The following is a 24,551-nucleotide window of genomic DNA, read 5'->3' on the forward strand; positions in this document are numbered from 1 at the left end:
TTATGGATATTTAGAAACTTTTATGGCAAGAAAAAAAGAGCGTAAACACAAAGGAGATAAAAAGAATGTCAGCAAAAGCCTGCACCAAAAACTGCTGCAATTTTTAGAAAACAACTTCGGTGAAGAGTTTTCGGAAAAACAGCTCATTAAAAAGATGGGCTTAAGGGATGCCCCTTCCAAAAAACTCCTCTCTGAAGCGCTCCAAAAGCTTCAGGGGTCAGGCGCTGTATCCAAAAGTCCCAGAAACCTGTTTTCTTCAGGTGCGGAACCTGAATTTGTAATCGGCGAGGTAGATTACGTAAACCCCAGGTTTGCCTTTGTCATTCCGGAGGATAAAGAAAAGCTTGAGGACGATATATTGGTTAAGGAAGCTGATTTGAAACATGCCTTGGACGGGGATAAGGTGCGGGTAATGGTTTCTCCAACACGCGACCGGCACGGCAGGAGGGAAGGCAGGGTCCTCGAAATAACCGAAAGGTGCAGGGATGAATTTGTGGGAAGAGTGGAAATATCACCCCGTTTCGCTTTTGTGGTGCCTGACTTCAAAAAAATGCATCATGACATTTTTGTAAAAAAACAGGACCTGTTGGGAGCCCAACACAACCAAAAGGTGGTGGTGAAACTGACCGAATGGAGGGATGACGACAAAAGCCCCACAGGCAAGATATTGCGTGTACTCGGGACCGCCGGAGACCACGAGGTGGAGATCCATTCCATTATGGCGGAATTCGGATTACCTTTTGACTATCCGGAAGAAGCAATAGCTGAAGCGGAAGCGATAAGCGATCAGATCACTCCCAAAGAGACCAAAGAAAGACGTGATTTCAGGGATATTCCCACCTTTACCATCGATCCGGCCGATGCCAAGGATTTTGATGACGCCCTTTCATACCGAATGCTGGACAACGGTAATGTGGAAATAGGGGTACATATTGCCGACGTGACCCATTATGTAAATCCCAAGACTTTCCTTGAGAAAGAAGCCTACAACCGGGCGACTTCGGTTTATCTGGTGGACAGGACCATTCCTATGCTGCCCGAAAGGCTCAGCAACGGACTTTGTTCCCTCCGGCCAAATGAGGACAAGCTTACCTTTTCCTGTGTATTTGAAATGGACAGCGAGGCAAACGTTAAGGAATTCTGGATAGGAAGAACCGTTATCCATTCTGACAGGCGTTTTGCCTATGAAGAAGCGCAGGAGAACATGGAAAAGGGTGAGGGGGATTTTTATGCAGAACTTCGGCAGCTCAACGACCTGGCTAAAAAACTAAGGAAACTCCGCTTTAAAAAAGGAGCGATCAATTTTGAAACCGTGGAGGTTAAATTTCAGTTGGATGAAAAAGGTACGCCTTTGGGACTGATTATCAAAGAAAGAAAAGATATCCATAAACTGATAGAAGAGTTCATGTTGCTGGCCAATAGGACCGTTGCGGAATTCATTTACAACAAAAACAAAGGCAAAAGCACCTTCGTGTACCGGACCCATGATTATCCGGACCTGGAAAAACTCAACACTTTTGCTAATTTTGCCAAGAAATTCGGTCATGAAATCCAGGTAACAGACGAGCGGAAAGTATCGGGAAGCCTCAACAAACTCATGGACGAAATCGAGGGGAAACCTGAACAGAATGTCTTGGAGCAACTGGCCATTCGCAGTATGGCAAAAGCCAAATACACCACGGAACCCAAATTGCACTTTGGCCTGGCTTTTAAACACTATACCCACTTCACCTCTCCTATCAGGAGGTATCCCGATATGATGGTACACCGCCTGTTACAGCACTACCTGGATGGCGGCAAGCCGCCGGAGAACCAGGCTTGGGAAGAGCGATGCATCCATTCATCAGAGAGGGAAAAGAGAGCTGCTGATTCAGAAAGGGCTTCTATCAAATACAAGCAGGTAGAATACATGAAACTGGCAGAGAAAAAGGATTATGAGGGGATTGTCACCGGGGTTACGGAATGGGGCGTATATGTGGAGATCACCGAGACCAAATGTGAAGGGATGGTGAGGATACAGGACATTTCCGATGATTATTATGATTTCGATGAGAAGAACATGCGGCTCATCGGTTCAAAAAACAAAAGAATAATCACATTGGGGGACAAGGTTATGGTAAGGGTTACCCGAACTGATATAGACAGAAGAACCATCGATCTGGAATTTGTAGATAATGATTAATGAAAAATTGCTCAGGGAGATTCAAAAGGACCTGGAAAACCATATAGAAAAACTGAACTTTGGGGGACAACCCGAAGAACTTTACGAGCCGATATCCTATCTAATGGAGCTTGGCGGCAAGAGGATCAGGCCGCTGCTCACGCTTTTGGCTTACAGACTTTACCGTGATGATTACAAAGAAGTCCTGACACCTGCTGTGGCTGTCGAGGTGTTTCACAATTTCACGTTGATGCATGACGACATCATGGACAATGCCCCTCTTAGAAGAGGGGAGCCGACGGTTCATAAGAAGTGGAACGCCAACACAGCCATCCTTTCCGGAGATGTCATGTTGGTCAAAGCCTATGAAATGCTGTTGGAAATCCAGGAGGATAAGCTTGCGGTATGTCTTGCCCGGTTCAATAGGACAGCAGCGGAAGTTTGTGAGGGCCAGCAGTTTGACATGAACTTTGAAAACAGGGAAAAAGTCTCAGAAGAGGAATACCTGAATATGATTCGCCTGAAAACGGCTGTATTGCTGGGTTTTTCACTGCAGTTGGGGGCGCTACTGGCCGGTGCGCCGGCCGGCGACAGTGAAAGACTATATGATTTCGGCGTCAACATCGGAATCGGTTTTCAGCTGAAGGATGATCTATTGGATGTGTACGCGGACAAAAGCAAATTTGGAAAGCAGGTGGGCGGCGATATCTTATCCAATAAGAAGACTTATTTGTTGATAAAAGCCTTGGAAGCGGCTGAAGACGGGCAGGCCAGGGAACTCAACCATTGGCTCAGATCAAAGAACTTCGACCCGGAAGAAAAAGTGGGGACCGTCACAAGAATCTACGACCAGCTCAACATCAAAAAGCTCACCGAACAGAAAATGAAATCCTATTTTGACAGCGGATTTGACCAACTCGCCGCACTGAATATCAAAAACGCAGAAAACCTGAAGTTGCTTTGGCGTTTTACCCATAATCTGGTAAACAGGGAAAAATAGGTTGTCTATGGAGCTGTCGTTTACCATTATCTTAATCGTTCTGACCTGTCTTGTGTCCTATTATGGGTGGAAAAACCCTCCGTTTATCGACAGGAGCCTCTTCACGCCCTACCTTGTACACCATAAAAAAGAATACAGCAGATTTATCCTGTCAGGTTTTATTCATAAAGACGGGACCCATTTGCTTTTTAACATGTTCACCTTTTATTTTTTCGGAAATATAGTGGAACGATATTTCGCTTATGTATTTGGTGGAATCACAGGAATAGCCGTTTTCCTTGGATTTTATCTTGCGGCGATAATTGTTTCAGATATTCCGACTTACCTTAAAGAAAAACATAACCCCAACTATCATGCATTAGGGGCATCAGGAGGTACTGCTGCAACGGTATTTGCCAGCATTATCCTGACGCCGCTGTCTAATATCTGCATCTTCGGCATCTTCTGCCTACCAGGATTTGTCCTGGGCTTGTTGTTTTTAGGATACGCTTTTTACAAAGGAAAACTGTCCAATGACCACATTAACCACGATGCCCACTTTTACGGGGCATTATTTGGAATCGTGATCATCCTGGTCATATCGCCTGAAAATGCCCTTCATTTTTGGAATGATATCAAAGGGTACAGTCCGTTCTAAAGTATCCCTGTGAAAGGGGGAAAAACCCCCTATTTCCCTTTCTTCAATTGCCGTATCAATTTTTCCACCACGTCCTTTAACAAGGGGACCCAGTTTTGCCCCTTTTCTTCGGCAAACACATCCGGCCCGGGGATGCCTACGCGCATCCCCACTATGCTCACGGCTGTCCCGCCGGTACCTTCCGTCTTAAAATAAACGTCAACGGCATTAATGTCCTGGGTGAATTTGGAAAGCTTATCTATGGAAGTTCTGATTTCCTTCTGGACCACTTCACTGATATCCAAGTTGACCGACTGTACATCAATTTTGACACCCCGGTAGTTCTCTGTATAGTTCATAGTTTAAAATATTATAGGTGAATATGTATAGGATTTAAGGCAAGGTTTTTGAGCTTTTCTTCAGTTGAGCGCGACAAGTTACCGTGATGCCACGGTAACCCTCGACAACAACGAAAGTAAATCTAAAATTTTTACCTATGGAATCATTCAATTTAAATACATTCAAAAACCTGGCCCAAATGAAAGGGAATACGGTTATTTCTATTTATTCACCGACAAGCCGACAAACCACCGACGGTTATAAAGCCGATAAGATCCATTTAAAAAACCAATTGAGTGAGATAGAATGCACCCTCAGGGAAAGGTATAAAATGGAGGAGGAAGAGATAGAAACGTTATTGCAGGAAGGCCACAATCTCTTGGCAGATTACGAATTCTGGAAGTATAATGCCGACATGCTGGCTTCATTCATCGCGGACGGGAAATTGACCACCTACCGTTTGCCGCTGAAATTAGAGAACAGCATCCATTTTGTTGGAACACGGCCATTTTTGTTGCCCCTGATGCCGGAACTGAATGATGATGGGCATTTTTATTTGCTCTTGTTGAACCTGGACAGGATCAGACTCTATGAAGTCACAAGAAACACCATACAGGAGATAACCATCGATGCGGAAGAGGTGGCGGTTTCTTTCACCGGGGAAGAGGAGTTGGATGAAAACCAACAGTTTTTGCAGGGCCAGGGAGGAGTAGGCCAGGCCGGTGCTATGTTCCACGGACACGGTGAGGGTTCTGACGAGGAAAAAAAAGTGACCATTCTGAATTATTTTCACAGGATGACCGATATGCTGGAGCCGAAACTCAACGAACATCCCCTTCCACTGATGGTGGCTGGAGTGGATTATCTGGTGCCTCTCTTCCATCAAGCCTCAAAATACAAACCGCTGTTGGATGGACATGTTAGCGGCGCCTATAACGGTGATGATGCCAGGGAACTGCATGCGAAAGCCTGGGATGCAGCTGCTCCCTATTTTTCATCGGAGAGCAAAAAAAGAAAGGAAATGTACACCCAGAAGGAAGCAGAAGGACTTGCCCTTTCCAATGACCGTGCAAAACTGATCAAGGCATCCTTTGTAGGTGGAGTAGAAACCCTGTTTGTCAGTACCGATCATAAACATGTGTGGGGCGGTTTCGTCGAAGAGGACTACAAGATAGTGTTTGATGAAAAACCCACCGGGGAAAACCATTGCCTCATTGACCTGGCTGCGGTAAAGGTGCTGGAAAACAAGGGGAAAGTATACTTTCTGGAGCCGGAAGAAATGCCCGGCGAAAGCCAGATAGCCGGTATATTAAGGTATGAAATCTAGGGTTTCTGCGTGACCGTTGTAAAAAAACGTGAAGAAGTTAATGACGTTCTGGTAAAACGCTTTTTTGGCGAAACGGGGGAAGGGATTCTTATTTTAAGATAGTTTTATAATAAAAAAAGGCCTTTTTTTATAAAGGCCTTTTTTTATTCCTGAAGTCCGTGAAGTATCAGGCATCTGCCGGGATCACATTTACATAGGACTTCCCGTCATATTTTTTCTGGAAACTCACCTTGCCATCTACCAAAGCAAACAAAGTGTGGTCTTTGCCAAGACCTACATTATTGCCTGGATGATGTTTGGTTCCTCTTTGCCTTACGATGATATTACCGGCGATGACGGATTCACCGCCAAATTTCTTTACGCCAAGTCGTTTACTTTCTGATTCTCTGCCGTTCTTGGAACTACCTACACCTTTTTTATGAGCCATAACTTAATACTTTTATGGTCGGAAGACCTTATAATACAATGTTTTCAATCAAAATTTTTGTGAATTGCTGTCTGTGACCGTTTTTCTTTTTATAGCCTTTTCTTCTTTTCTTTTTGAAAACGATTACCTTGTCACCTTTCACATGGTCTATGATTTTACCAGTGACCTTTGCCCCTTCCAATAGAGGAGCCCCTATCGATACGGTGCCATCGTCTTCTGCCAAAAGCACCTGATCGAATTCAACGGAAGCGTCAACTTCTCCCTGCATTTTTGGTGCAAAGATCTGCTGATCTTTTGTTACTTTGAACTGCGTTCCGGAAATATTAACTATTGCGTACATAATGGTTTGATATAAATCGATTTATCAAAATGAGGTGCAAATATAAGTAAGTTTTTAATAATGATAAAATATAAGTGCCATATTTATACTGATTCTCCCCAATACATTTCTTAGTGAAATATTTTTTCATGAATGCAAATTACATTTATATGGGGTTTTATCAACCTATAGAAAAAAATATGACGCAGTAGGTTTTATCATAAACAATTGTAAATCAATCAGATAAACAAATAACAGCGTACTATTTATGAAAAATAATTGACTTTTGGTCAAAAAAATTCAGGTTTTTAAAACTTTAAATTATTTTTAACTTTTTAAAAAAATCTCTCCATGCCTTATCCAACAAAAAAACGTAAAAGTTAAAGTTGAAATCATATATCGTAAAATGTTCATTTTTAGTAAAATATATTTATTTGACTTCTAGTCAGTTTTTCAAAGTTTTAACCACCGCCTGCCTTTTCTTTTTCATTTTTCTTGTCCATATTTGTTAAGCGATCATAAAAAAGAGGAACAGCAAAAATACATTTAGTATCTGAAAAAAAATCCATTCAAACAGCAAAGGCATTTGACGGGATGTAAAATATATTTTAGAATTCATTAAAGCATAGGAGGATGAAACCAGAACCCATTTTAGAACAAGCAGACAGCAGCAAATATGTACTTTTCCCTATCCAGCATGACGATATATGGGAATATTACAAAAAAGCAGAGGCCAGCTTTTGGACTGCCGAGGAGATTGACTTGGGGCAGGACTTGAATGATTGGAAAAACCTTAGTGATGGGGAAAGGCATTTTATTTCCCATGTACTGGCTTTTTTTGCTGCCAGTGACGGCATCGTCAACGAAAACCTGGCTGAACATTTCGTAGCCGAGGTTCAATATACGGAAGCCAAGTTTTTTTATGGATTCCAGATAGCCATGGAAAACATCCATAGCGAGACCTACAGTTTATTGATCGACACCTATATAAAGAATGCGGAGGAAAGGGACCGGCTTTTCAATGCCATAGAGCACCTTGACTGTGTGAGGAAGAAAGCGCAATGGGCTTTGAGGTGGATAGATAAAGGGAATTTTCAGGAACGCCTGATAGCTTTTGCCGCTGTGGAGGGCATTTTCTTCTCCGGCTCGTTTTGTTCTATTTTCTGGCTGAAGAAAAGAGGGCTTATGCCGGGACTTACCTTTTCCAATGAGCTTATTTCCAGAGACGAGGGATTGCATTGTGACTTCGCCTGCCATCTTTATACCAAGCATGTGGCCAATAAGCTTTCGGAGGAAAAAATCACTGAGATCATTAAGGATGCTGTGGAAATAGAAAAAGAATTTGTCACAGATGCGCTGCCCGTAAGACTTATCGGTATGAACGCGGATTTGATGTGTCAGTACATAGAATTTGTGGCCGACAGGCTGCTTGTGGAATTGGGCTGCTCAAAAGTATGGAACAGCACCAATCCGTTTGACTTCATGGACATGATATCCTTGCAGGGAAAAACCAACTTCTTTGAAAAAAGGGTTGGGGATTATCAAAAGGCGGGCGTCATGAAAACCAAGGATTCTCCAGGTTCCGGAAAATTCTCGATAGAAGAAGATTTTTAATCATTTCACCACCCTAATTCATTTATCAGCATGTTAGTAATCAAAAGAGACGGCAGAAGAGAATCGGTAAGATTCGACAAGATCACGACAAGGATTCAAAATCTCTGTTATGGATTGGATTCGGTATACATACAACCGATAGAAGTAGCAAAAAAAGTAATAGACGGGTTATATGATGGTGTGACCACTACCGAATTGGATAACCTTGCAGCCGAAGTCTGCGCTTCATTGACGGTAAAGCATCCTGATTATGCCATTCTTGCGGCCAGGATAGCCATATCCAATCTCCACAAAACCACCAGCCAGTCTTTTTCCAATACCATGAAAAGACTCTATACCTATATCAATCCCAAAACAGGGGAAAATGCTGCCCTGATTGCTCCGGATGTATATGGTGTGGTGAAACAACATGCAGCCCGATTGGATGAGGTGATTGATTATCAAAGGGATTTTGATTACGATTTTTTTGGTTTTAAAACCCTGGAGCGGAGCTATCTGATAAAATTGGACGGTAAGGTAGTGGAAAGACCGCAACACATGCTGATGCGGGTGGCCATAGGTATTCATAAGGAAGATATCGAAGCTGCTGTGGAAACCTATCACCTGCTGTCCCAAAAGTGGTTCACACATGCCACCCCAACTCTCTTTAATGCCGGTACACCGAAACCGCAGCTTTCCTCCTGCTTTTTATTGACCATGAAGGATGATAGCATCGACGGCATATATGACACCTTAAAGCAATGCGCTAAAATCAGCCAGTCTGCGGGGGGCATTGGGCTTTCCATTCACAACGTCAGGGCAAAAGGTTCCTATATAAGGGGCACTAACGGTGTATCCAATGGGATTGTGCCCATGTTGAGAAACTTTGACATGACTGCCCGCTATGTTGATCAGGGTGGCGGGAAAAGAAAGGGGAGTTTTGCCATATACCTGGAGCCATGGCACGCGGATATCAAGGATTTCCTCGAATTAAAAAAGAACCATGGTAAGGAAGAGCTGAGGGCGAGGGACCTTTTTTACGCACTTTGGGTTCCTGATCTGTTCATGAAACGGGTGGAGGCCAATGAAGAGTGGTCTCTTTTCTGCCCCAATGAAGCACCTGGTTTGGCGGAGTGTCATGGTGCCGAATTTGAAAGGTTGTATGAAAAATACGAGAAGGAGGGCAGAGCGAGGGAAACCGTCAAGGCCCAGGAACTCTGGTTTGAAGTGCTCGAATCCCAAATAGAAACCGGCACTCCCTATATACTTTATAAAGATGCAGCCAATGGAAAATCCAACCAGAAGAATCTGGGGACCATCAAATCTTCCAACTTGTGCACCGAGATCATCGAATATACTTCCCCTGATGAGGTGGCCGTATGTAATTTGGCATCGATCGCCTTGCCAAAATTTGTAAGACCGGCCAAGAACGGCAAGGTACAGTTCGACCACGAAAAACTGTATGAGGTCACCAAAGTTGTCACCAGGAACCTGAACAAAGTCATCGATATCAATTATTATCCGGTACCCGAGGCCCGGAAATCAAACTTCAGACACCGGCCCATTGGATTGGGGGTGCAGGGGCTTGCCGATGCTTTTATCCAATTAAGGATGCCTTTTGATTCGGAAGAGGCAAAAGCGTTGAATGAGGATATCTTTGAAACCATTTATTTCGCGGCCATGGAAACGTCCATGGAGCTTGCCAAGACCCAAGGTACCTACGAGACTTATGAAGGGTCACCTGTCTCACAGGGACTGTTTCAGTTTGACCTATGGGGCATAAGGCCAAAATCAGGCAGATGGGACTGGAACGCACTCAAGGAGAAAGTGAAGAAATACGGAATCAGAAATTCCTTGTTATTGGCACCTATGCCTACGGCCTCAACTTCGCAGATCCTGGGCAATAACGAATGCTTTGAGCCTTATACCTCAAACATTTATACCAGGAGGACCCTTTCCGGAGAATTCATTGTGGTAAACAAACACCTCATGAAAGATCTCATTCAGTTGGGCATCTGGAACGAAAACATGAAAAACAGGCTGGTTGCTGCCAACGGCTCCGTGCAGAACCTTTCGGAAGTGCCACAGAACCTTAAAGACCTCTATAAAACCGTATGGGAAATTTCCCAGAAGATCGTTATTGATATGGCGGCGGATAGGGGAGCTTATATCTGTCAGTCCCAGAGCATGAACCTGTTTCTTCAGGAACCCAATTTCGGAAAACTGACTTCCATGCATTTTTATGCATGGAAAAAAGGGCTGAAAACCGGTATTTATTACCTCAGGTCAAAAGCAGCCAGCAGCGCGATCCAGTTTACGGTGGACAAATCGCAGCTTAATCAAAAGGATGAGTCCGTGGAAGTCCTCAAGAAACACAACCAGGAAGCCATCGCCTGTTCATTGGACAATCCGGACGATTGTGAAATGTGCGGCAGTTGATTCTTGACAAATTAAAATAAACATTACCGTAAAGAGGCTGTCCCAAAAGCGAAACAGCCTCTTTTTTTGTTTTTATCGTTAAAATAGATCCTATTTACCTAACTCGATTTCGAACAGCATTCAGTTCAACCCTTTTTCTCGAAGCTGTATGAGACAGCCCTTTTTTATGTGAAAAAATCCCCCTTAATCCTCTTCCACCTCTTTGGCCTGCTGGGTTTGTTTCTCATAAAGATCAGCGTAAACGCCTTTTCTTTCCAGCAATGCATCATGGGTACCTTTCTCTATGATCCTGCCATCATCCAGAACAATAATGATGTCGGCCAATTTTGCAGAAGAAACCCTGTGGGAAATAATAATGGAGGTCCTCCCCTCCATGATGCCTTTAAGCGCATTTAAGATGGCATTCTCCGTTTTTGTGTCCACTGCAGAAAGGCAATCATCCAGCAGCAGAATTTTCGGTGCCTTGGCCACCGCCCTGGCAATGGAAACCCGTTGCTTTTGTCCACCGGAAAGGGTAATCCCCCGTTCCCCCAGCCGTGTATCAAAACCATGGGGAAAGTTGATGATGTTGTCATACACATCGGCATCCTTTGCCGCCTGTTCAATCACCGTTTGATCTGTAATTTCCCCCAGCCCAAATCCGATGTTGTTGGTGATGGAATCACTGAAAAGAAACACATCCTGAGGGACATATCCTATCTGCTCCCGGAGAGCCGCTATATCATAGGTTTTGATATCTCTTCCGTCGATGTATATTTTGCCCGAAGTGGCATCATACATCCGCATGACCAGGTTGGCGATGGTGGATTTCCCGGAGCCTGTGGTACCGATAACGGCAAGAGATTGTCCGGCCTCCACGTCAAAACTCACGCCATCCAACGCCTTAATGCCCGAATCGGGATAAACAAAAGTAAGGTCTTCCACTTTTATACTGCCGTCAATAACCGTATCGAGGTGCTCGGAGCTTTTGATATCGCTTTTTTCATCCAAAAATTCGTTGATTCTTGTTTGGGAAGCCGCGGCCCTTTGCACAATACTCGTCACCCATCCCAATGAAGTTACCGGCCAGGTCAGCATGTTGACATAGAGTATAAACTCCGCTATCACGCCGTAGCCTATGGCACCTTCTATCACCTGAATCCCTCCCACATATACGGTGATGATGACACTCAGCCCGATCAACGCCAGGATCAAAGGGTAAAAAAGCGACTGCACGAGCGTGAGCCGGATCGATTTGTCCTTGTAATCCTCACTGGCCTTATGAAAATCCCGCCCACTGTCTGTTTCCCTCACAAACGACTTAATGACCCTGATCCCTGAAAAAGCTTCCTGAACAAAAGTACTTAATTCCGAAAGGCTCCTTTGGATTTTCTCCGACCTTTCATTGATCATATTGTTCACCACATAAATGCTCAGTGACAGCACTGGCAGCGGGAGCAATGAATAAATTGTCAGCGGTACATTGACAGAAAACATGTACCCGATTACCATCGGAAACAAGATCAGGAGGTTGATCCCATACATGATGGCCGGGCCGAGGTACATCCTCACCTTGCTCACATCCTCTGTAATCCTGGCCATCAGATCCCCGGTACTGTTCTTCCTGTAAAAATCCAGGGGAAGCTGCTGGTAATGGCTGTAAATGTCATTTTTAAGGTCATACTCAATGTGCCGGGACATGGCTATGATGGTCTGGCGGATCAGAAAAAGAAAAAAGCCCCTCAATAAGGCCATCCCTAATATCAAAACCCCGAACACCAATATGAATTTCAAAAAGACCGACCTGGCCTCCTCACTGAAAGGGCTGCCCTCATACAACCTGTAAAAACTAAAACTCTCCACCACATAATCAATGGCTATTCGCACCAATTGTGCCGGGATAATTACGAAAATATTGGATATAAAAGTGAATATTATACCTAAAATCAGGTAAAGTTTATACCTGTATAAATATTTATTTAATCTCCAGAGAGGCTTCACGAAATAAAAAACTATTTATAACACATAATCTTTTATAATATATTATATATTGCATTAGCAAAGCAAGGTAAAAACATTTAATTTTGCTTTATCCATTAGTTGCCAGCTTTCAAATATAACATATTCTAAACATCAAAGTTCAATGGCGGGTATCAAAACAGAGGAAAAAATCCAGGAAGGGTCCATCTATGGGCAGATCGTGTCGATGGGTCACGAGCAACTTGTATTTTGTTATGATGAACCAACAGGGTTAAAGGCAATCATAGCCATTCACAACACGGTCCTTGGCCCTTCGCTTGGGGGGACCAGGATGTGGAATTATGCCAGCGAAGAGGAGGCCATTACAGATGTGTTGAGGCTTTCGCGGGGAATGACTTTCAAGGCCGCCATTTCCGGTCTGAACATAGGAGGGGGAAAAGCGGTGCTTATCGGCGATCCCAAACTGAAAACAGAAGCGTACCTGCGAAGGTTGGGGAGGTTTATTGACAGTCTGGGCGGCAGGTACATCACTGCCGAGGATGTCAACATGAAAACCCGTGACATGGAATATATCGCCATGGAAACTTCTTATGTAACCGGGCTTCCCGAAATCAAAGGCGGAGGCGGTGATCCTTCTCCGGTAACCGCCTATGGTACGTATATGGGAATAAAAGCCGCCGCCCGGAAAGCTTATGGGAGCGATACCCTGAGCGGCAAGAAAATATTGGTGCAGGGAATAGGACAGGTGGGAAAACATCTGGTAGAATACCTTAAAAAGGAAGATGCCGTCATTGCCATTTCGGACATTGACCAGAAAAAACTGTCAGAAGTGGTTTCATGGAGCAAAGCAGAAATAGTGGCCGCAAACCAGGTCTATGATTATCCCATGGACATTTATTCCCCCTGCGCGTTGGGTGCCGTTCTTCACGACGAGAGCATTCCGCGGCTGAAATGTGACGTTATCGCCGGTGCCGCCAATAACCAACTGAAGGATGAGGAACGGCATGGCCAGATGCTTCTGGATTACGGTATTTTGTACGCGCCGGATTTTCTTATCAATGCCGGGGGACTGATCAATGTGTATGCCGAGTATCAGGGCGGTTATAAAAAAGAACTTGCCTACCAACAAGCCGAAAATATTTATGCCACCTGTCTCGAAGTCCTTCACACCGCTTACAGGGAAAATGAAACCCCACAGCAGACGGCATTGAAGATGGCGTTGGAGAGGATTTCCTCCATAACCAAAGTAAAACTTTCTTACTGATTTTCAAGGTCTCATCGTTGATTTGCCTCTCGGGGGAATTTGTCCTTTGCAGGTAGTTTTATTAATTTGCAAAAAATTTTGGTTTTGGTGTTCAAAGTTGATTGCCGTACACCATCACCTCTGTAATGTAAGTTCTTTAATTTCAGGTAATGTTAAACAGAAGAATACTCAGAGTCAAGGCGTTCCAAACCCTGTACGCTTATCAGCAGTGCAAATTATCCAATTTCAATCTTGCACATGACTACATCAGGGAAGCTTTCCAGCCGGATTTGAACAGTATGGAAGTACAGGACAAAGTGCTGTTGAAAAAAAATGCGGAGACTTGTATTCGCTTGTTTTCGGAGAGCATCGATGGCAAGGTTTTGGCGACAAGTGGAGAAGATGCATCAAAAATCAGTGACGTGGCCATCAGGGCAATGGACCTGTTTCATAAATCCAATAAAAAAGACCGGGAGTTTTTGAAGAAAAACATGGTCAATGCGGTGGAGAATATCCCGGGATTATATTTATATGCCGTTAAAATCCTGATTGGGTTCAGGAATCATGTCCGGCAGGAGTCGCATAAAAAAAGAAAACTTTCCGAACAGGCTGTTACGTATACCGACACAGGATTTAATCTTGGTAAAAACCAGGTACTGGAAATTATCGCAGCCAACCATTCCTTTGAAAAGGCATGCGCCAGGTTCCATGTGGATATCACCGACCTGGAACAGGAGATCAAAGAATGGTACAGGGAATTGGTGAAAACCAATGAAGATTATCAGGATTATAGCAAGATAGAAGCCCCAAGCCTCGAGCAGGACAATGAAATCCTGCAGATTCTCTTAAAAAAAGTGGTTTTTAAAAGCGATCCCATTCTGAGTTTCTTTCAGGACAGGGATTTAAACTGGTCGGAAAACAAACCCATCGTGAGAAGTTTGGCATTGAAAGTGGTGAAGCATATCGACGGGGACCGGGATCTTGAGGACGATCTGCTTCCGGACATTGCCATAAACTGGGAGGAGGATAAGGAATTCTTCCAAAATATATTTAACTTGACCATAGAATCGGAGAGGGAATTCAGTGATCTGATTGCTGAAAAAGCAAGCAACTGGGATGTGGAAAGGATAGCATTGACCGACAAGGTGATCCTGACGATGGCCTTGACCGAAATGGTGAATTTCCCGAGTATTCCGATTAAAGTAACCATCAATGAATACATTGATATTTCTAAGACCTACAGCACCCCTAAAAGCAAACAGTTTGTAAATGGATTGCTGGATACGATCTCAAAGGAGTTAACCGAAAGCGGAAAAATCCGTAAAAGCGGTAGGGGTTTAATTGATAACAAATAATTAATCGTGCAACAATGAGCAAGAGAAGCAATTCAATATTAACATTTGTATTGGGAGCAGGTATAGGAGCCGTATTGGGGGTTTTATATGCGCCCGATTCCGGCAATAATACAAGGGACAAACTGTCTTACCGGCTGACCAAATACAAAGGGGAGTTGGAAGATCTCATCAACCAACTGATGGAAGGCAAAAACCTTCCTGATAATGTCGCCAAATCAGAGGGAGACAAAGTCATTACTGAAGCCAAATCGAAGGCCGAAAATCTGCTTAATGATGTAAACAAACTCATTGAGCAGATCAATAAAGAAAATAACAACAATTAAAATTTTCCATATGGATGAGAAAGGAGTCCTTTTAGTATATTTCTCAAGAGAAACCTGAAAGGATCCAGCCGGGTTGTTTTTTTGTTTATGAAAACAAACCCTTTCTGACCGTTAAACAAATTATAAACAGATGAAACCACCATGTCGAGTCTTGATATACAGGAAAATGATTATCAGTGGTGGTTCTCCCGAATCAGTTCGGGACAAGCTATATGGCCGATAAAAAAACAATTATAAACATATGAAATATTTAATCATTCCGATGTGGGCATTTTCGTTGCTCTTTTTGGTTGCGGCATGCAGCGAAAAAGGTGATGAAAAAGACGACAGAATCCTGGCGCTGGAACAGAAGATTTCCCAGCTGGAACAGAACCAAGTAGTAACACCTTCCAACACCCAAAATGTGCAGCCTGCCGACCCGGGTTCGCTGGGCGTTTTTGAATTTGAAATGACCGAGTTTGATTTTGGTACCATACAGGAAGGAGAAGTGGTCGAGCATCTGTTCACATTCAAAAACGCTGGACAGGCACCCTTGGTCATCTCCAATATCCAGGCATCTTGTGGCTGTACCAGCCCCGACTGGACCAAAACACCGATTAAACCCGGAGAAGAGGGGTTTGTAAAGGTTGTTTTTAATTCTGCCGGAAAATCCGGTGCCCAAAGTCCGACCGTCACCATTCAGGCCAACACATCGCCCAACGTAACAAGATTAAGGCTTAAAGGTGCCGTAAACCAAAAAACAGCTTCAGCAAGTAAACCTTCACTAGGACCAGTAAAAAGATAATAATGTACAATTTCATATTACTACAAGCTGACGGCGGTGCAGGCAGCGGCATCATGGGTCAGGTTTTCCTTTTCGGAAGTATCATTTTGATCATGTACTTTTTCATGATCAGACCGCAACAGCGAAAACAAAAAGAAACCACCAGATTCATTTCCGAAATAAAAAAGGGGGATCAGGTAGTCACCGTTGGCGGCATTCATGGTAAGGTCTATGCTGTTGAGGGCGATCAGCTGATTGTCGAATTGGATAAGGGTTTAAAAATAAAAGTGGAAAAATCTGCCATTTCCTTGGATTACACCAAAAAGGCCAACGAAACCAAATAATCAACTGTACATTTGGGTACATTACGCAAATATTTCAAAAAACTTAAGCCTGAAAGGACTTCGAATATTAAAGTGGTAGTTTTGTGTGTCATCACAGCTACCACTTTTTGGGTTTTGAACGCGTTGAACAAGGATGATTACACCACAGTAGTCAACCAACCCATACGTTTTTCATATGACCGGCAGGAATACATGGCGGTGGAGGAGCTCCCCCCACATGTTAAAATAGAGATCCACGGTAACGGCTGGGATCTGCTGAGGAAATATTTTCAGTTTAATGTAACTCCTTTTGTGATCGAACTGGAAGACCCTTCCCGTCAGTCTTATCTGCTTACGGCCAGTTTTCAGCGGGAACTTGCGGAACGGATCGCTCCCACCCAACTATTGGGGGTTTTTGAGGATACCGTTCATTTTAAAATAGACAAAATAGTATCCCGAAAGATTGACCTTCAGGTGGACACAACAGCAACCACCCTGGCCAGCAACCATGCGTTCGGCTCTGACATCAAAATAGACCCGCCTGCTGTTTCGGTAAGAGGCCCCATTTCAGTGATCCAGCAATTGGAAGGTAGGATCCTGGTGGAGCTCGGGGAAGAAAACATTACAGCGGATTTCTCCAAGTTGTTGCCTATACAATTGGGCCGGGACCAAAGAAAATTCCTGACCCTCGAAGAAGAAACGGTCCACGTGGAATTTGAGGTGATCGCCTTTTTGGAAATCGAAAAATGGCTGAAGGTCAATAAGGTCTATTTTCCAGCCAACGTGCGTACAGAGGAGGAGGATTCTGTGGTTCGCGTCACTTATCTGGTGGATGAAAGAAGGCTGGAAGATCTGGAAAAACTTGACCTGCGGGCTGTATTGAATTTCAACAACAGGAACAGGGGGGACAGCACCGTGGCCGTTTCCCTTAACGCCAACCCGGCTTTTATAAAGGAGGTCCGGTTTGACCCGGACAAATTTAAATTGGTCTATGAATAACCAAAAACCTTTTCTGGTGGGGATTACAGGGGGGATAGGGGCTGGAAAAACCACGGTTTCCAAGGTTTTCTCCGTGCTTCAGGTGCCGGTTTATTATGCCGATGACCGTGCCAAGTGGCTTATGCAGCACCATCCAAAGCTCCAAAAAGAAATCAAATCCCATTTTGGAGAGGCGTCTTATTTTGAAGATGGCAGCCTGAACACAAAATACCTAGCCCAACACGTTTTTGGAGATGAAAAAAGAACTTCTCTGATCAATGCGTTGGTACACCCGATGGTGGGAGATGATTTTAATTCGTGGGCGCTTGAGCAGCATGTGCCTTATGTGTTGAAAGAGGCGGCCCTGCTTTTTGAGAGTGGGTCTTATAAAAAACTGGACCGGACCATCAATGTCACTGCCCCTAAAGCCATCCGGATCAACAGGATATTGACAAGAGATCCGCAAAGGGATGAGGATCAGGTCCGTCAAATTATCCAGAAACAGCTCCCCGACAAGGTTAAAAACGGGCTTGCAGATTACATTATCAAGAATTACAACCACCACATGGTGATTCCACAGGTATTGAAAATCCACAAGGAACTGACCTCCCTTGCCCGTTAAGGGAAATGCTTAAATTTCAGTTAAGCTGATCTGATCCAGGTAAAATTTCATCCTGGAGTGGTGGTGGTTTAAAAAATCAATTTTATCAATCCGGTCGTGTTTGTGATTGTAAAACACTTCAATGTATTCATTTTCAAGAAGGTATAGGTTTATTTTGTAGGCGTAGTACCTGATTCCTACCACAAAAGTACCCTCCGTATACAGTTTGTGTATTTTTTTATGCAAAGAAAGTTTTCTAAAGTCCTCTTTACTCATTTTTATTTTTTCCTGATTGTCAATTCACTTTAACCCGAAACCATGCAGTTCCTTTTTCCATTAGCCAACGGCCCAAAGTGAAGAATATTTTCCCTATATCCATAAGGTATCTATTGCTTCAACCTAAAAACAAAAATAAAATTAATCAATATTTCCGTTAATTGAAGTTTATCCGTTATATATTCAGCACCGCTATGAACCAAACCCGGATGAATACTTTGTTTGATGGACAATACTTTTTATAATTGAGCAAATTTTAAAATGAATATGTGCATGCGATATCAACTGAATCCTGTTATTTGGATATTCTTTTCATGTATTGTCCTTTCATTTTCCTCGTGCTCATCTTCCAGAAAAATCCGCAATCAGAATGTCCAACAGGTAGTAAATACCGCCAAATCGTTTCACGGTACCCCCTATAGGTATGGAGGCAGCAGCAGAGCAGGTATAGATTGTTCTGCACTGGTGTACCATTCTTTTATGAGTGTCGGCTTCGTACCGCCCAGGACATCCGAGGAGCAAAGCAAGATCGGAAAAAATGTGCCCAAACGAAAACTCCAAAAAGGGGATGTTGTGTTTTTTGCCACAGGTAAAAAACGGAGAAAAGTAACCCATGCAGGTATCGTAACGGACAAAAGCCTCGGCCGAGTGTACTTCATCCATGCCTCCACCTCCCTTGGGGTGACTGAGGATAATATTCAGTCTTCTTATTGGTCAAAAAAGCTGGTGAGAGCAAGACGTTTTTTCTGAAAAAATCCGTTTTTCCAGCCTAAAAACATAATTATGTTCCAAAACAACCTCAGCAATTGGCTGTGTGATAAAAAATTGAGCCAAAGTGGATTAATTTTTAAAACATCCTTTGGTATTAATCAATATTAACTAATTTTGCACTCGAATTAAAAAGTATAGTTCCTTTTCATCTTAAAATATAACAATGGCGAATACTGGTAAGATAACTCAGGTAATTGGTCCTGTAGTGGATGTTTCCTTTGAGGGAAGTAAATTGCCGAATATCCTTGATGCACTTGAGATCACGAAAGAAAACGGCCAGAAAGTAGTTCTGGAAGTTCAGCAACACCTTGGGGAAAATAGGGTGAGGACCATAGCCATGGATTCTTCCGAGGGCATGGTGAGGGGTATGGATGTACTGGATCTCGAAGCCCCCATTTCAGTACCTACTGGAGATGCCATCAAAGGAAGGTTATTCAATGTGGTAGGGGAAGCCATTGATGGTCTGCCCCAGCCTGAAACCAAAAACAGGTTGCCGATCCACCGTTCAGCACCTAAATTCGAAGACCTTTCCACTTCAACTGAAGTACTCTATACCGGTATCAAAGTAATTGATTTGATAGAACCTTACGCCAAAGGTGGTAAAATCGGTCTTTTCGGAGGTGCAGGTGTGGGTAAAACCGTATTGATCCAGGAGTTGATCAACAACATCGCCAAAGCTTACTCAGGTCTTTCCGTATTTGCGGGTGTAGGTGAAAGAACCAGGGAAGGAAACGACCTTCTCCGGGAAATGATCGAGTCCGGCATTGTTACGTATGGTGATGACTTTGTACATTCCCTGGAAGAAGAAGGGGGCTGGGATCTTTCCAAAGTAGATATTGACAAGCTTCAGGATTCTAAGGCCACATTCGTTTTCGGACAGATGAACGAACCTCCCGGAGCCCGTGCCCGCGTAGCGCTAACAGGTCTTACCCTGGCAGAATACTATCGTGATGGTGAGGGTGAAGGTGCCGGAAAGGACATCCTGTTCTTTATCGACAACATCTTCAGATTTACCCAAGCGGGTTCTGAAGTATCGGCCCTCTTGGGAAGGATGCCTTCCGCTGTGGGGTACCAACCTACTTTGGCCACAGAAATGGGAGCCATGCAGGAGAGAATCACCTCTACCAAAAATGGATCCATTACATCGGTACAGGCGGTTTACGTGCCTGCGGATGACTTGACGGATCCTGCGCCGGCCACTACCTTTGCCCACTTGGATGCCACTACGGTACTTTCGAGAAAAATAGCTGAGTTGGGGATCTATCCAGCCGTAGATCCGTTGGATTCCACTTCCAGGATTTTGGAGCCGGGGATTTTGGGGGATGAGCACTATGACTGCGCTACGAGGGTAAAAGAAATCCTGCAGCGTTATAAGGAACTTCAGGATATCATTGCCATCCTGGGTATGGAAGAACTTTCGGAAGAGGACAAGCTGGTGGTACACAGGGCAAGAAGGGTTCAAAGGTTTCTTTCTCAGCCTTTCCATGTCGCTGAGCAGTTTACCGGCCTTAAGGGAGTTTTGGTGGATATCAAAGACACCATCAAAGGCTTTAATATGATCATGGACGGTGAGCTGGATCACCTGCCTGAGGCCGCATTCAACCTGGTAGGTACCATTGAGGATGCCATTGCAAAAGGCGAAAAAATGCTTGCGGAAGTCCAATAAAGTTAGAAAACTCACATGGTACCCTTCACATATTCGTGCCATGGTTAATTTGAGCATATGCATTTAGAAATCATAACTCCGGATAAAAAAGTTTTTGAAGGGGAGGTTTCCGAAGCCACCTTTCCCGGTGCGGACGGATCCTTTCAGGTCTTGAAAAACCACGCCCCTATTGTGTCCGCATTGGACAAAGGCGCGGTATCCTATACCACTGCCACTGGAAAGCATTCCCTCATAGTGGACGGCGGAGTAGTGGAAGTAAAAGACAATAATATCATCGTTTTGGCTGAGAAAGTCATTTCGTAAACGGATTGCCCAACTTGGAAAAGGCCTGATGAATGATTGTCAGGCCTTTTTTTGTTTTCTGCCGCTTGCCACTAACAAAATAGGTTTTATTTCGTTTAAAACACAGGTAACGGTGTTTCGCTTTATTTTCGAAAGTCATGAAACCGAGCATGACGAAAACGTCACAAACTGGGATGCCCCGATAGCTATCGGGGGGGAAAACATGCGAGATGCCATGCCTGCATGCTGAAGTGCATCATGGCGCGCAAGCATGTGAGCGCTGAAAAACAAATTGTAAACACATGAAAGGAGTGATTTTAATTTTTCTTGCAGGTTGTGTCCTCTGGGGCTGCCAAACCCAATCAGCCGTCACTTACGACGGCCACACAAGTGCCAATTCTCTGGACTGGGAAGGATATTATAAAGGGACACTCCCCTGTGCAGATTGCGAGGGGATAGCCACTGTCATCCGGTTGGACAGAGAGCAAACGTATTCTATCCAAACACAGTATCTCGGAAAAAGTGACCAAACCTATACATCCGAGGGAACCTTTGAATGGAACGAAGGAGGTAGCATCATCACATTAAGCGGGATGGAAAACGGCCCAAACCAATACCAGGTAGGCGAAAACCGCCTGTTTCAACTGGATAAAAAAGGAAGCAGGATCACCGGCCCATTAGCCGATAAATACATCCTTGAAAAAACCAGCGATATAAAGAATGATCCGCTCACCAACGTAAAGTGGATATTGAAAGACCTGGCGGGAAAGTATACAGATCAGAGCAAGCATGGCATTTACATTCAATTCGATGCCGATGAGAACCGCGTAAGTGGCTTTGGAGGATGTAATCAGTTTTTTGGACAATATGAACAAAAAGAAGGGAATAAGCTGGAATTTGAAAGGTTGGTGAGAACTCAAAAATTATGTTGGGGCTTAGGAGATCTGGAAGACAGGGTGTTTCAGATGCTGGAGATGACAGATAACTATACCATTGAAGAGGGAATACTCACCATGAAGAGCATGGAGATGGAGGTCCTGCTGCGCTGGACAGCTGAGGAATAATCGAGGTATAGCACTGCCATCATTTCACAATTTTAGACCGGCTTTACTTGGCGGCTTTGGGATTTTACGCCGTTTTTTCACCCTTTCCAAGTTCCAGGCAATCGCTTTAGGGCAAAATCCTTCGAGGGGTTGAATGGGTCCGACTGCGAAATAATCGATATTAGCCCTAGTTTGTGTCACGTCTACCTTGACGGATTCCCAACGCACCCCTATCTCCGCCGTGGCGGAGCAACCCCGCGCGCTGTCTTCCCTTTAGGGGACTGAGGGGTGAGCGAAGGGAAGCGTCAATCAACGTGTGACATGACACTAGAAGGGTCTCTCGATTTGCTGTAGTAGAAAGCGATTTCTTTGCAATGCTGGTCCCAATACTTGACCCAAAACATTTTTTATCGGTATTTAGGGGATTGAAACCAACATATGATTTCCATGATAAGATCGTTCCCTTTTTCGCGCGCTCCCATTTATTTGCTGTTTATTCCTTTTTTGGGTTGCCAGCAATCAGCAAAATTCCAACCCATTTCCGTGGACTATCCCGAAACCCAGAAAATCAATCATATAGATAACTACTGGGGAGAGGAGGTCCCTGACCCTTACCGTTGGTTGGAAGACGATTATGCCGAAGAGACCAAAGCCTGGGTTAAGGCGCAAAACGAGGTGACTTTTGACTATCTCCAGCAGATTCCATTTAGGGAAAACATCAGGAAGAGACTGGAGGACATGTGGAACTATGAGAAAATCAGTGCCCCTTTCCAAAGAGGAGAGTATACCTACTATTACAAAAATGACGGCCTTCAAAACCAATCCGTGCTGTACAGAAAAAAGGGTGAAAAGGGTGAAGAAGAGCTTTTCCTGGATCCCAATAAGCTTTCTGAGGATGGCACCACTTCCCTAGCGGGTACGGCTTTTACAGAGGATGGCAAGCTTTTCGCCTACGCCGTATCTGTGGCAGGCTCCGACTGGCGGGATATTTATGTCATGGATGCCGACACCAAAACACTCCTTGAGGACAAAATAGCGGACGCCAAGTTTACCGGTATCAGTTGGAGGGGTGAGGAAGGCTTTTATTACAGCACCTATGAAAAACCCGACGGCAGCAAATTGTCGGCATTGACCAACCATCATCTGTTGTATTTTCATCGTCTGGGTACTTCCCAGGAAGAGGATGAACTGATATTCGGCAACCCCGAGGATCCGCGGAGGTATGTAAGTGCGAGGGTCACAGAAGACCAGCGATATTTGATCATCTCTGCGGCCAACAGCACCACAGGCAACGCGCTGTACTTTCAGGCGCTTGGCCAAAAAAATGCTCCTATCCTGCCCATCGTGGAAACCATGGACAATACCCATCGTGTGGTGGACCACCATCAAGGTCATTTTTTGATTGAAACCAATCTGGATGCACCCAACAAAAGGCTGGTCAAAGTTCCTGTGCAACAACCCGCTCCCGAAAATTGGACGACGCTGATTCCGGAAACCGGAAATGTCCTCAGCATTTCCAAAGGAGGGGGCAGACTTTTCGCATCCTATCTGATAGATGCCCTGACAGAGGTGCGTCAATACAGTTATAATGGCGAAGAGGAAAGGGTCATCGAGCTTCCCGGGCCAGGAACCGCTTCCGGCTTCTCCGCCAGGAGTTTTGAGGATCACCTGTACTATTCTTTCACCTCCTATATCCATCCCGGTACCATTTATAAATACAATATAGAAGAGGGGGAAAGCTCCCTTTACATACAGCCTGAGGTGAAGTTTGACCCTGAGGAATATGAGAGCAGGCAGGTCTTCATCCAATCCAAAGACGGCACCAGGTTACCCATGATGATCACGCACAAGAAGGGTCTGCAAATGGACGGCAAGAATCCTACTATTTTATACGGATACGGAGGGTTCAATATCAGCCTTACACCTTCATTCAGCATCACCAATGCCTATTGGCTGGAAAACGGCGGCATTTATGCAGTTCCCAACCTGCGTGGCGGCGGGGAATACGGCGAAAAATGGCACCTGGCGGGCACCAAGCTCAACAAACAAAATGTATTTGATGATTTCATCGCTGCGGCCGAATACCTCGTCGCGGAGGGATATACTTCCCCGGATTATCTCGCCATCCGGGGAGGCAGCAACGGGGGATTGCTGGTGGGGGCTACCATGACCCAAAGACCGGACCTTGCCGGTGTGGCCCTGCCCGCCGTGGGGGTGTTGGACATGCTCCGTTACCACCAGTTCACCTCGGGAGCCGGATGGGCTTATGATTTTGGTACCGCCGATGATTCAGAACAAATGTACCGGTACATGAAAAGCTACTCTCCCCTCCACGCCTTGAAAGAGGGAACCCCATACCCCGCCACTTTGGTCACCACAGCAGACCATGACGACAGGGTCGTTCCTGCCCATTCCTTTAAGTTTGCAGCGAGGTTACAGGATGTCCATCAAGGCGAGAGCCCCGTCCTGATACGCATAGAAACCAACGCGGGTCATGGCGCCGGCAAACCCACCTCAAAGATCATCGAGGAGCAAGCCGATATCTTCGCCTTTACTTTCTATAATATGGGTGTAGAACCCGGATCGGGCAACTGATGTCAGGGATCAAATTCCGGGTTGACCAAAGAGTTTGTTGTGCCACGAGGGCAGCTAGGAATTCCACCGACCTGTCTCCCTGCCCGCCGTGCGGCTTCGGGGCAGGCAGGTGATGTCCACTAATCCCGAAGCAAGTCCGGGCAGGTCTGCAC

The 24,551-nt window shown here is 44.7% G+C and carries 23 protein-coding genes; 18 read left to right on the top strand and 5 right to left on the bottom strand.

What is annotated here, in order from left to right; genetic code table 11:
• Window positions 1-22: 22 nt before the first annotated feature.
• Genes rnr through ACFPFU_RS10740 form a run of 3 tightly spaced genes read left to right on the top strand, consistent with a single transcriptional unit; the run spans window position 23 to window position 3,798 of the window.
• Window positions 23-2,182 (top strand): ribonuclease R, encoded by a 2,160-nt coding sequence (gene rnr, locus ACFPFU_RS10730; protein ID WP_377064327.1) that lies wholly within the window; start codon window positions 23-25, stop codon window positions 2,180-2,182.
• Window positions 2,175-3,161 (top strand): polyprenyl synthetase family protein, encoded by a 987-nt coding sequence (locus ACFPFU_RS10735; RefSeq protein WP_377064330.1) that lies wholly within the window; start codon window positions 2,175-2,177, stop codon window positions 3,159-3,161. Before rnr ends, ACFPFU_RS10735 begins: the two co-directional genes overlap by 8 nt.
• Before the next feature lie 7 nt (window positions 3,162-3,168).
• A complete protein-coding gene (locus ACFPFU_RS10740; protein WP_377064332.1) occupies window positions 3,169-3,798 on the top strand; it encodes a rhomboid family intramembrane serine protease in 630 nt (209 codons plus the stop codon).
• Window positions 3,799-3,827: 29 nt separating this feature from the next.
• Here ACFPFU_RS10740 and ACFPFU_RS10745 read toward each other — a convergent pair whose 3' ends face one another.
• On the bottom strand, window positions 3,828-4,136 hold the full coding sequence (locus ACFPFU_RS10745; protein WP_377064334.1) for an HPF/RaiA family ribosome-associated protein: 309 nt from the start codon (window positions 4,134-4,136) through the stop codon (window positions 3,828-3,830).
• A 137-nt stretch (window positions 4,137-4,273) separates the two neighbouring features.
• On the opposite strand from ACFPFU_RS10745, the gene ACFPFU_RS10750 reads away from it, so the two are divergent.
• On the top strand, window positions 4,274-5,443 hold the full coding sequence (locus ACFPFU_RS10750; protein WP_377064336.1) for a baeRF7 domain-containing protein: 1,170 nt from the start codon (window positions 4,274-4,276) through the stop codon (window positions 5,441-5,443).
• A 166-nt stretch (window positions 5,444-5,609) separates the two neighbouring features.
• Here ACFPFU_RS10750 and rpmA read toward each other — a convergent pair whose 3' ends face one another.
• Window positions 5,610-5,870, bottom strand: a complete 261-nt coding sequence (gene rpmA, locus ACFPFU_RS10755) for a 50S ribosomal protein L27 (protein WP_377064338.1) — start codon at window positions 5,868-5,870, stop codon at window positions 5,610-5,612.
• Window positions 5,871-5,898: 28 nt separating this feature from the next.
• Window positions 5,899-6,210 carry a 50S ribosomal protein L21 gene (rplU, locus tag ACFPFU_RS10760; protein ID WP_377064339.1) on the bottom strand — a complete coding sequence of 104 codons (312 nt, stop codon included), beginning with the start codon at window positions 6,208-6,210 and terminating at the stop codon, window positions 5,899-5,901.
• 612 nt (window positions 6,211-6,822) lie between these two features.
• Here rplU and ACFPFU_RS10765 point away from each other — a divergent pair.
• A complete protein-coding gene (locus ACFPFU_RS10765; protein ID WP_377064341.1) occupies window positions 6,823-7,803 on the top strand; it encodes a ribonucleotide-diphosphate reductase subunit beta in 981 nt (326 codons plus the stop codon).
• A 30-nt stretch (window positions 7,804-7,833) separates the two neighbouring features.
• The gene (locus ACFPFU_RS10770) at window positions 7,834-10,221 is read left to right on the top strand and encodes a ribonucleoside-diphosphate reductase subunit alpha (RefSeq protein WP_377064343.1); all 2,388 of its coding nucleotides are present in this window, start codon (window positions 7,834-7,836) and stop codon (window positions 10,219-10,221) included.
• A 183-nt stretch (window positions 10,222-10,404) separates the two neighbouring features.
• On the opposite strand, the gene ACFPFU_RS10775 is transcribed toward ACFPFU_RS10770, so the two are convergent.
• Window positions 10,405-12,201, bottom strand: a complete 1,797-nt coding sequence (locus tag ACFPFU_RS10775) for an ABC transporter ATP-binding protein (protein ID WP_377064345.1) — start codon at window positions 12,199-12,201, stop codon at window positions 10,405-10,407.
• Window positions 12,202-12,343: 142 nt separating this feature from the next.
• On the opposite strand from ACFPFU_RS10775, the gene ACFPFU_RS10780 reads away from it, so the two are divergent.
• The 7 genes from ACFPFU_RS10780 to coaE all read left to right on the top strand — a co-directional run bounded on the left by ACFPFU_RS10780 (window position 12,344) and on the right by coaE (window position 17,787).
• A complete protein-coding gene (locus ACFPFU_RS10780) occupies window positions 12,344-13,444 on the top strand; it encodes a Glu/Leu/Phe/Val family dehydrogenase (protein ID WP_377064347.1) in 1,101 nt (366 codons plus the stop codon).
• Window positions 13,445-13,593: 149 nt separating this feature from the next.
• The gene (nusB, locus tag ACFPFU_RS10785) at window positions 13,594-14,778 is read left to right on the top strand and encodes a transcription antitermination factor NusB (RefSeq protein WP_377064349.1); all 1,185 of its coding nucleotides are present in this window, start codon (window positions 13,594-13,596) and stop codon (window positions 14,776-14,778) included.
• Window positions 14,779-14,792: 14 nt separating this feature from the next.
• A complete protein-coding gene (locus tag ACFPFU_RS10790) occupies window positions 14,793-15,101 on the top strand; it encodes a YtxH domain-containing protein (RefSeq protein ID WP_377064351.1) in 309 nt (102 codons plus the stop codon).
• A gap of 241 nt (window positions 15,102-15,342) precedes the next feature.
• A complete protein-coding gene (locus tag ACFPFU_RS10795) occupies window positions 15,343-15,885 on the top strand; it encodes a DUF1573 domain-containing protein (RefSeq protein ID WP_377064353.1) in 543 nt (180 codons plus the stop codon).
• A gap of 2 nt (window positions 15,886-15,887) precedes the next feature.
• Complete coding sequence (yajC, locus tag ACFPFU_RS10800) at window positions 15,888-16,208, top strand: preprotein translocase subunit YajC (protein ID WP_377064354.1); 321 nt, start codon at window positions 15,888-15,890, stop codon at window positions 16,206-16,208.
• Between the two features lie 12 nt (window positions 16,209-16,220).
• Window positions 16,221-17,186, top strand: coding sequence for a YbbR-like domain-containing protein (locus ACFPFU_RS10805; protein WP_377064356.1), 966 nt, complete (start codon window positions 16,221-16,223; stop codon window positions 17,184-17,186).
• Window positions 17,179-17,787: a dephospho-CoA kinase gene (gene coaE / locus ACFPFU_RS10810; RefSeq protein ID WP_377064358.1), complete on the top strand. Its 609-nt coding sequence runs from the start codon at window positions 17,179-17,181 to the stop codon at window positions 17,785-17,787. Before ACFPFU_RS10805 ends, coaE begins: the two co-directional genes overlap by 8 nt.
• Before the next feature lie 9 nt (window positions 17,788-17,796).
• Here the strand turns inward: coaE and ACFPFU_RS10815 are convergent, their stop codons facing one another.
• Window positions 17,797-18,042, bottom strand: coding sequence for a hypothetical protein (locus ACFPFU_RS10815; RefSeq protein WP_377064359.1), 246 nt, complete (start codon window positions 18,040-18,042; stop codon window positions 17,797-17,799).
• 273 nt (window positions 18,043-18,315) lie between these two features.
• Here ACFPFU_RS10815 and ACFPFU_RS10820 point away from each other — a divergent pair, with 273 nt between their 5' ends.
• From ACFPFU_RS10820 to ACFPFU_RS10840, 5 genes are all read left to right on the top strand, one after another.
• On the top strand, window positions 18,316-18,792 hold the full coding sequence (locus tag ACFPFU_RS10820) for a C40 family peptidase (RefSeq protein WP_377064360.1): 477 nt from the start codon (window positions 18,316-18,318) through the stop codon (window positions 18,790-18,792).
• 184 nt (window positions 18,793-18,976) lie between these two features.
• Window positions 18,977-20,479: a F0F1 ATP synthase subunit beta gene (gene atpD, locus ACFPFU_RS10825; RefSeq protein WP_377064361.1), complete on the top strand. Its 1,503-nt coding sequence runs from the start codon at window positions 18,977-18,979 to the stop codon at window positions 20,477-20,479.
• A 57-nt stretch (window positions 20,480-20,536) separates the two neighbouring features.
• Complete coding sequence (gene atpC, locus ACFPFU_RS10830; RefSeq protein ID WP_377064363.1) at window positions 20,537-20,782, top strand: ATP synthase F1 subunit epsilon; 246 nt, start codon at window positions 20,537-20,539, stop codon at window positions 20,780-20,782.
• 281 nt (window positions 20,783-21,063) lie between these two features.
• Window positions 21,064-21,825 (top strand): copper resistance protein NlpE N-terminal domain-containing protein, encoded by a 762-nt coding sequence (locus tag ACFPFU_RS10835; protein ID WP_377064365.1) that lies wholly within the window; start codon window positions 21,064-21,066, stop codon window positions 21,823-21,825.
• Between the two features lie 426 nt (window positions 21,826-22,251).
• Entirely contained in the window at window positions 22,252-24,399 is a 2,148-nt protein-coding gene (locus tag ACFPFU_RS10840; RefSeq protein WP_377064367.1) for a prolyl oligopeptidase family serine peptidase, read from the top strand.
• Window positions 24,400-24,551 lie beyond the last annotated feature (152 nt).

This window comes from Negadavirga shengliensis (assembly GCF_042652345.1).
Taxonomy (GTDB): domain Bacteria; phylum Bacteroidota; class Bacteroidia; order Cytophagales; family Cyclobacteriaceae; genus Negadavirga; species Negadavirga shengliensis.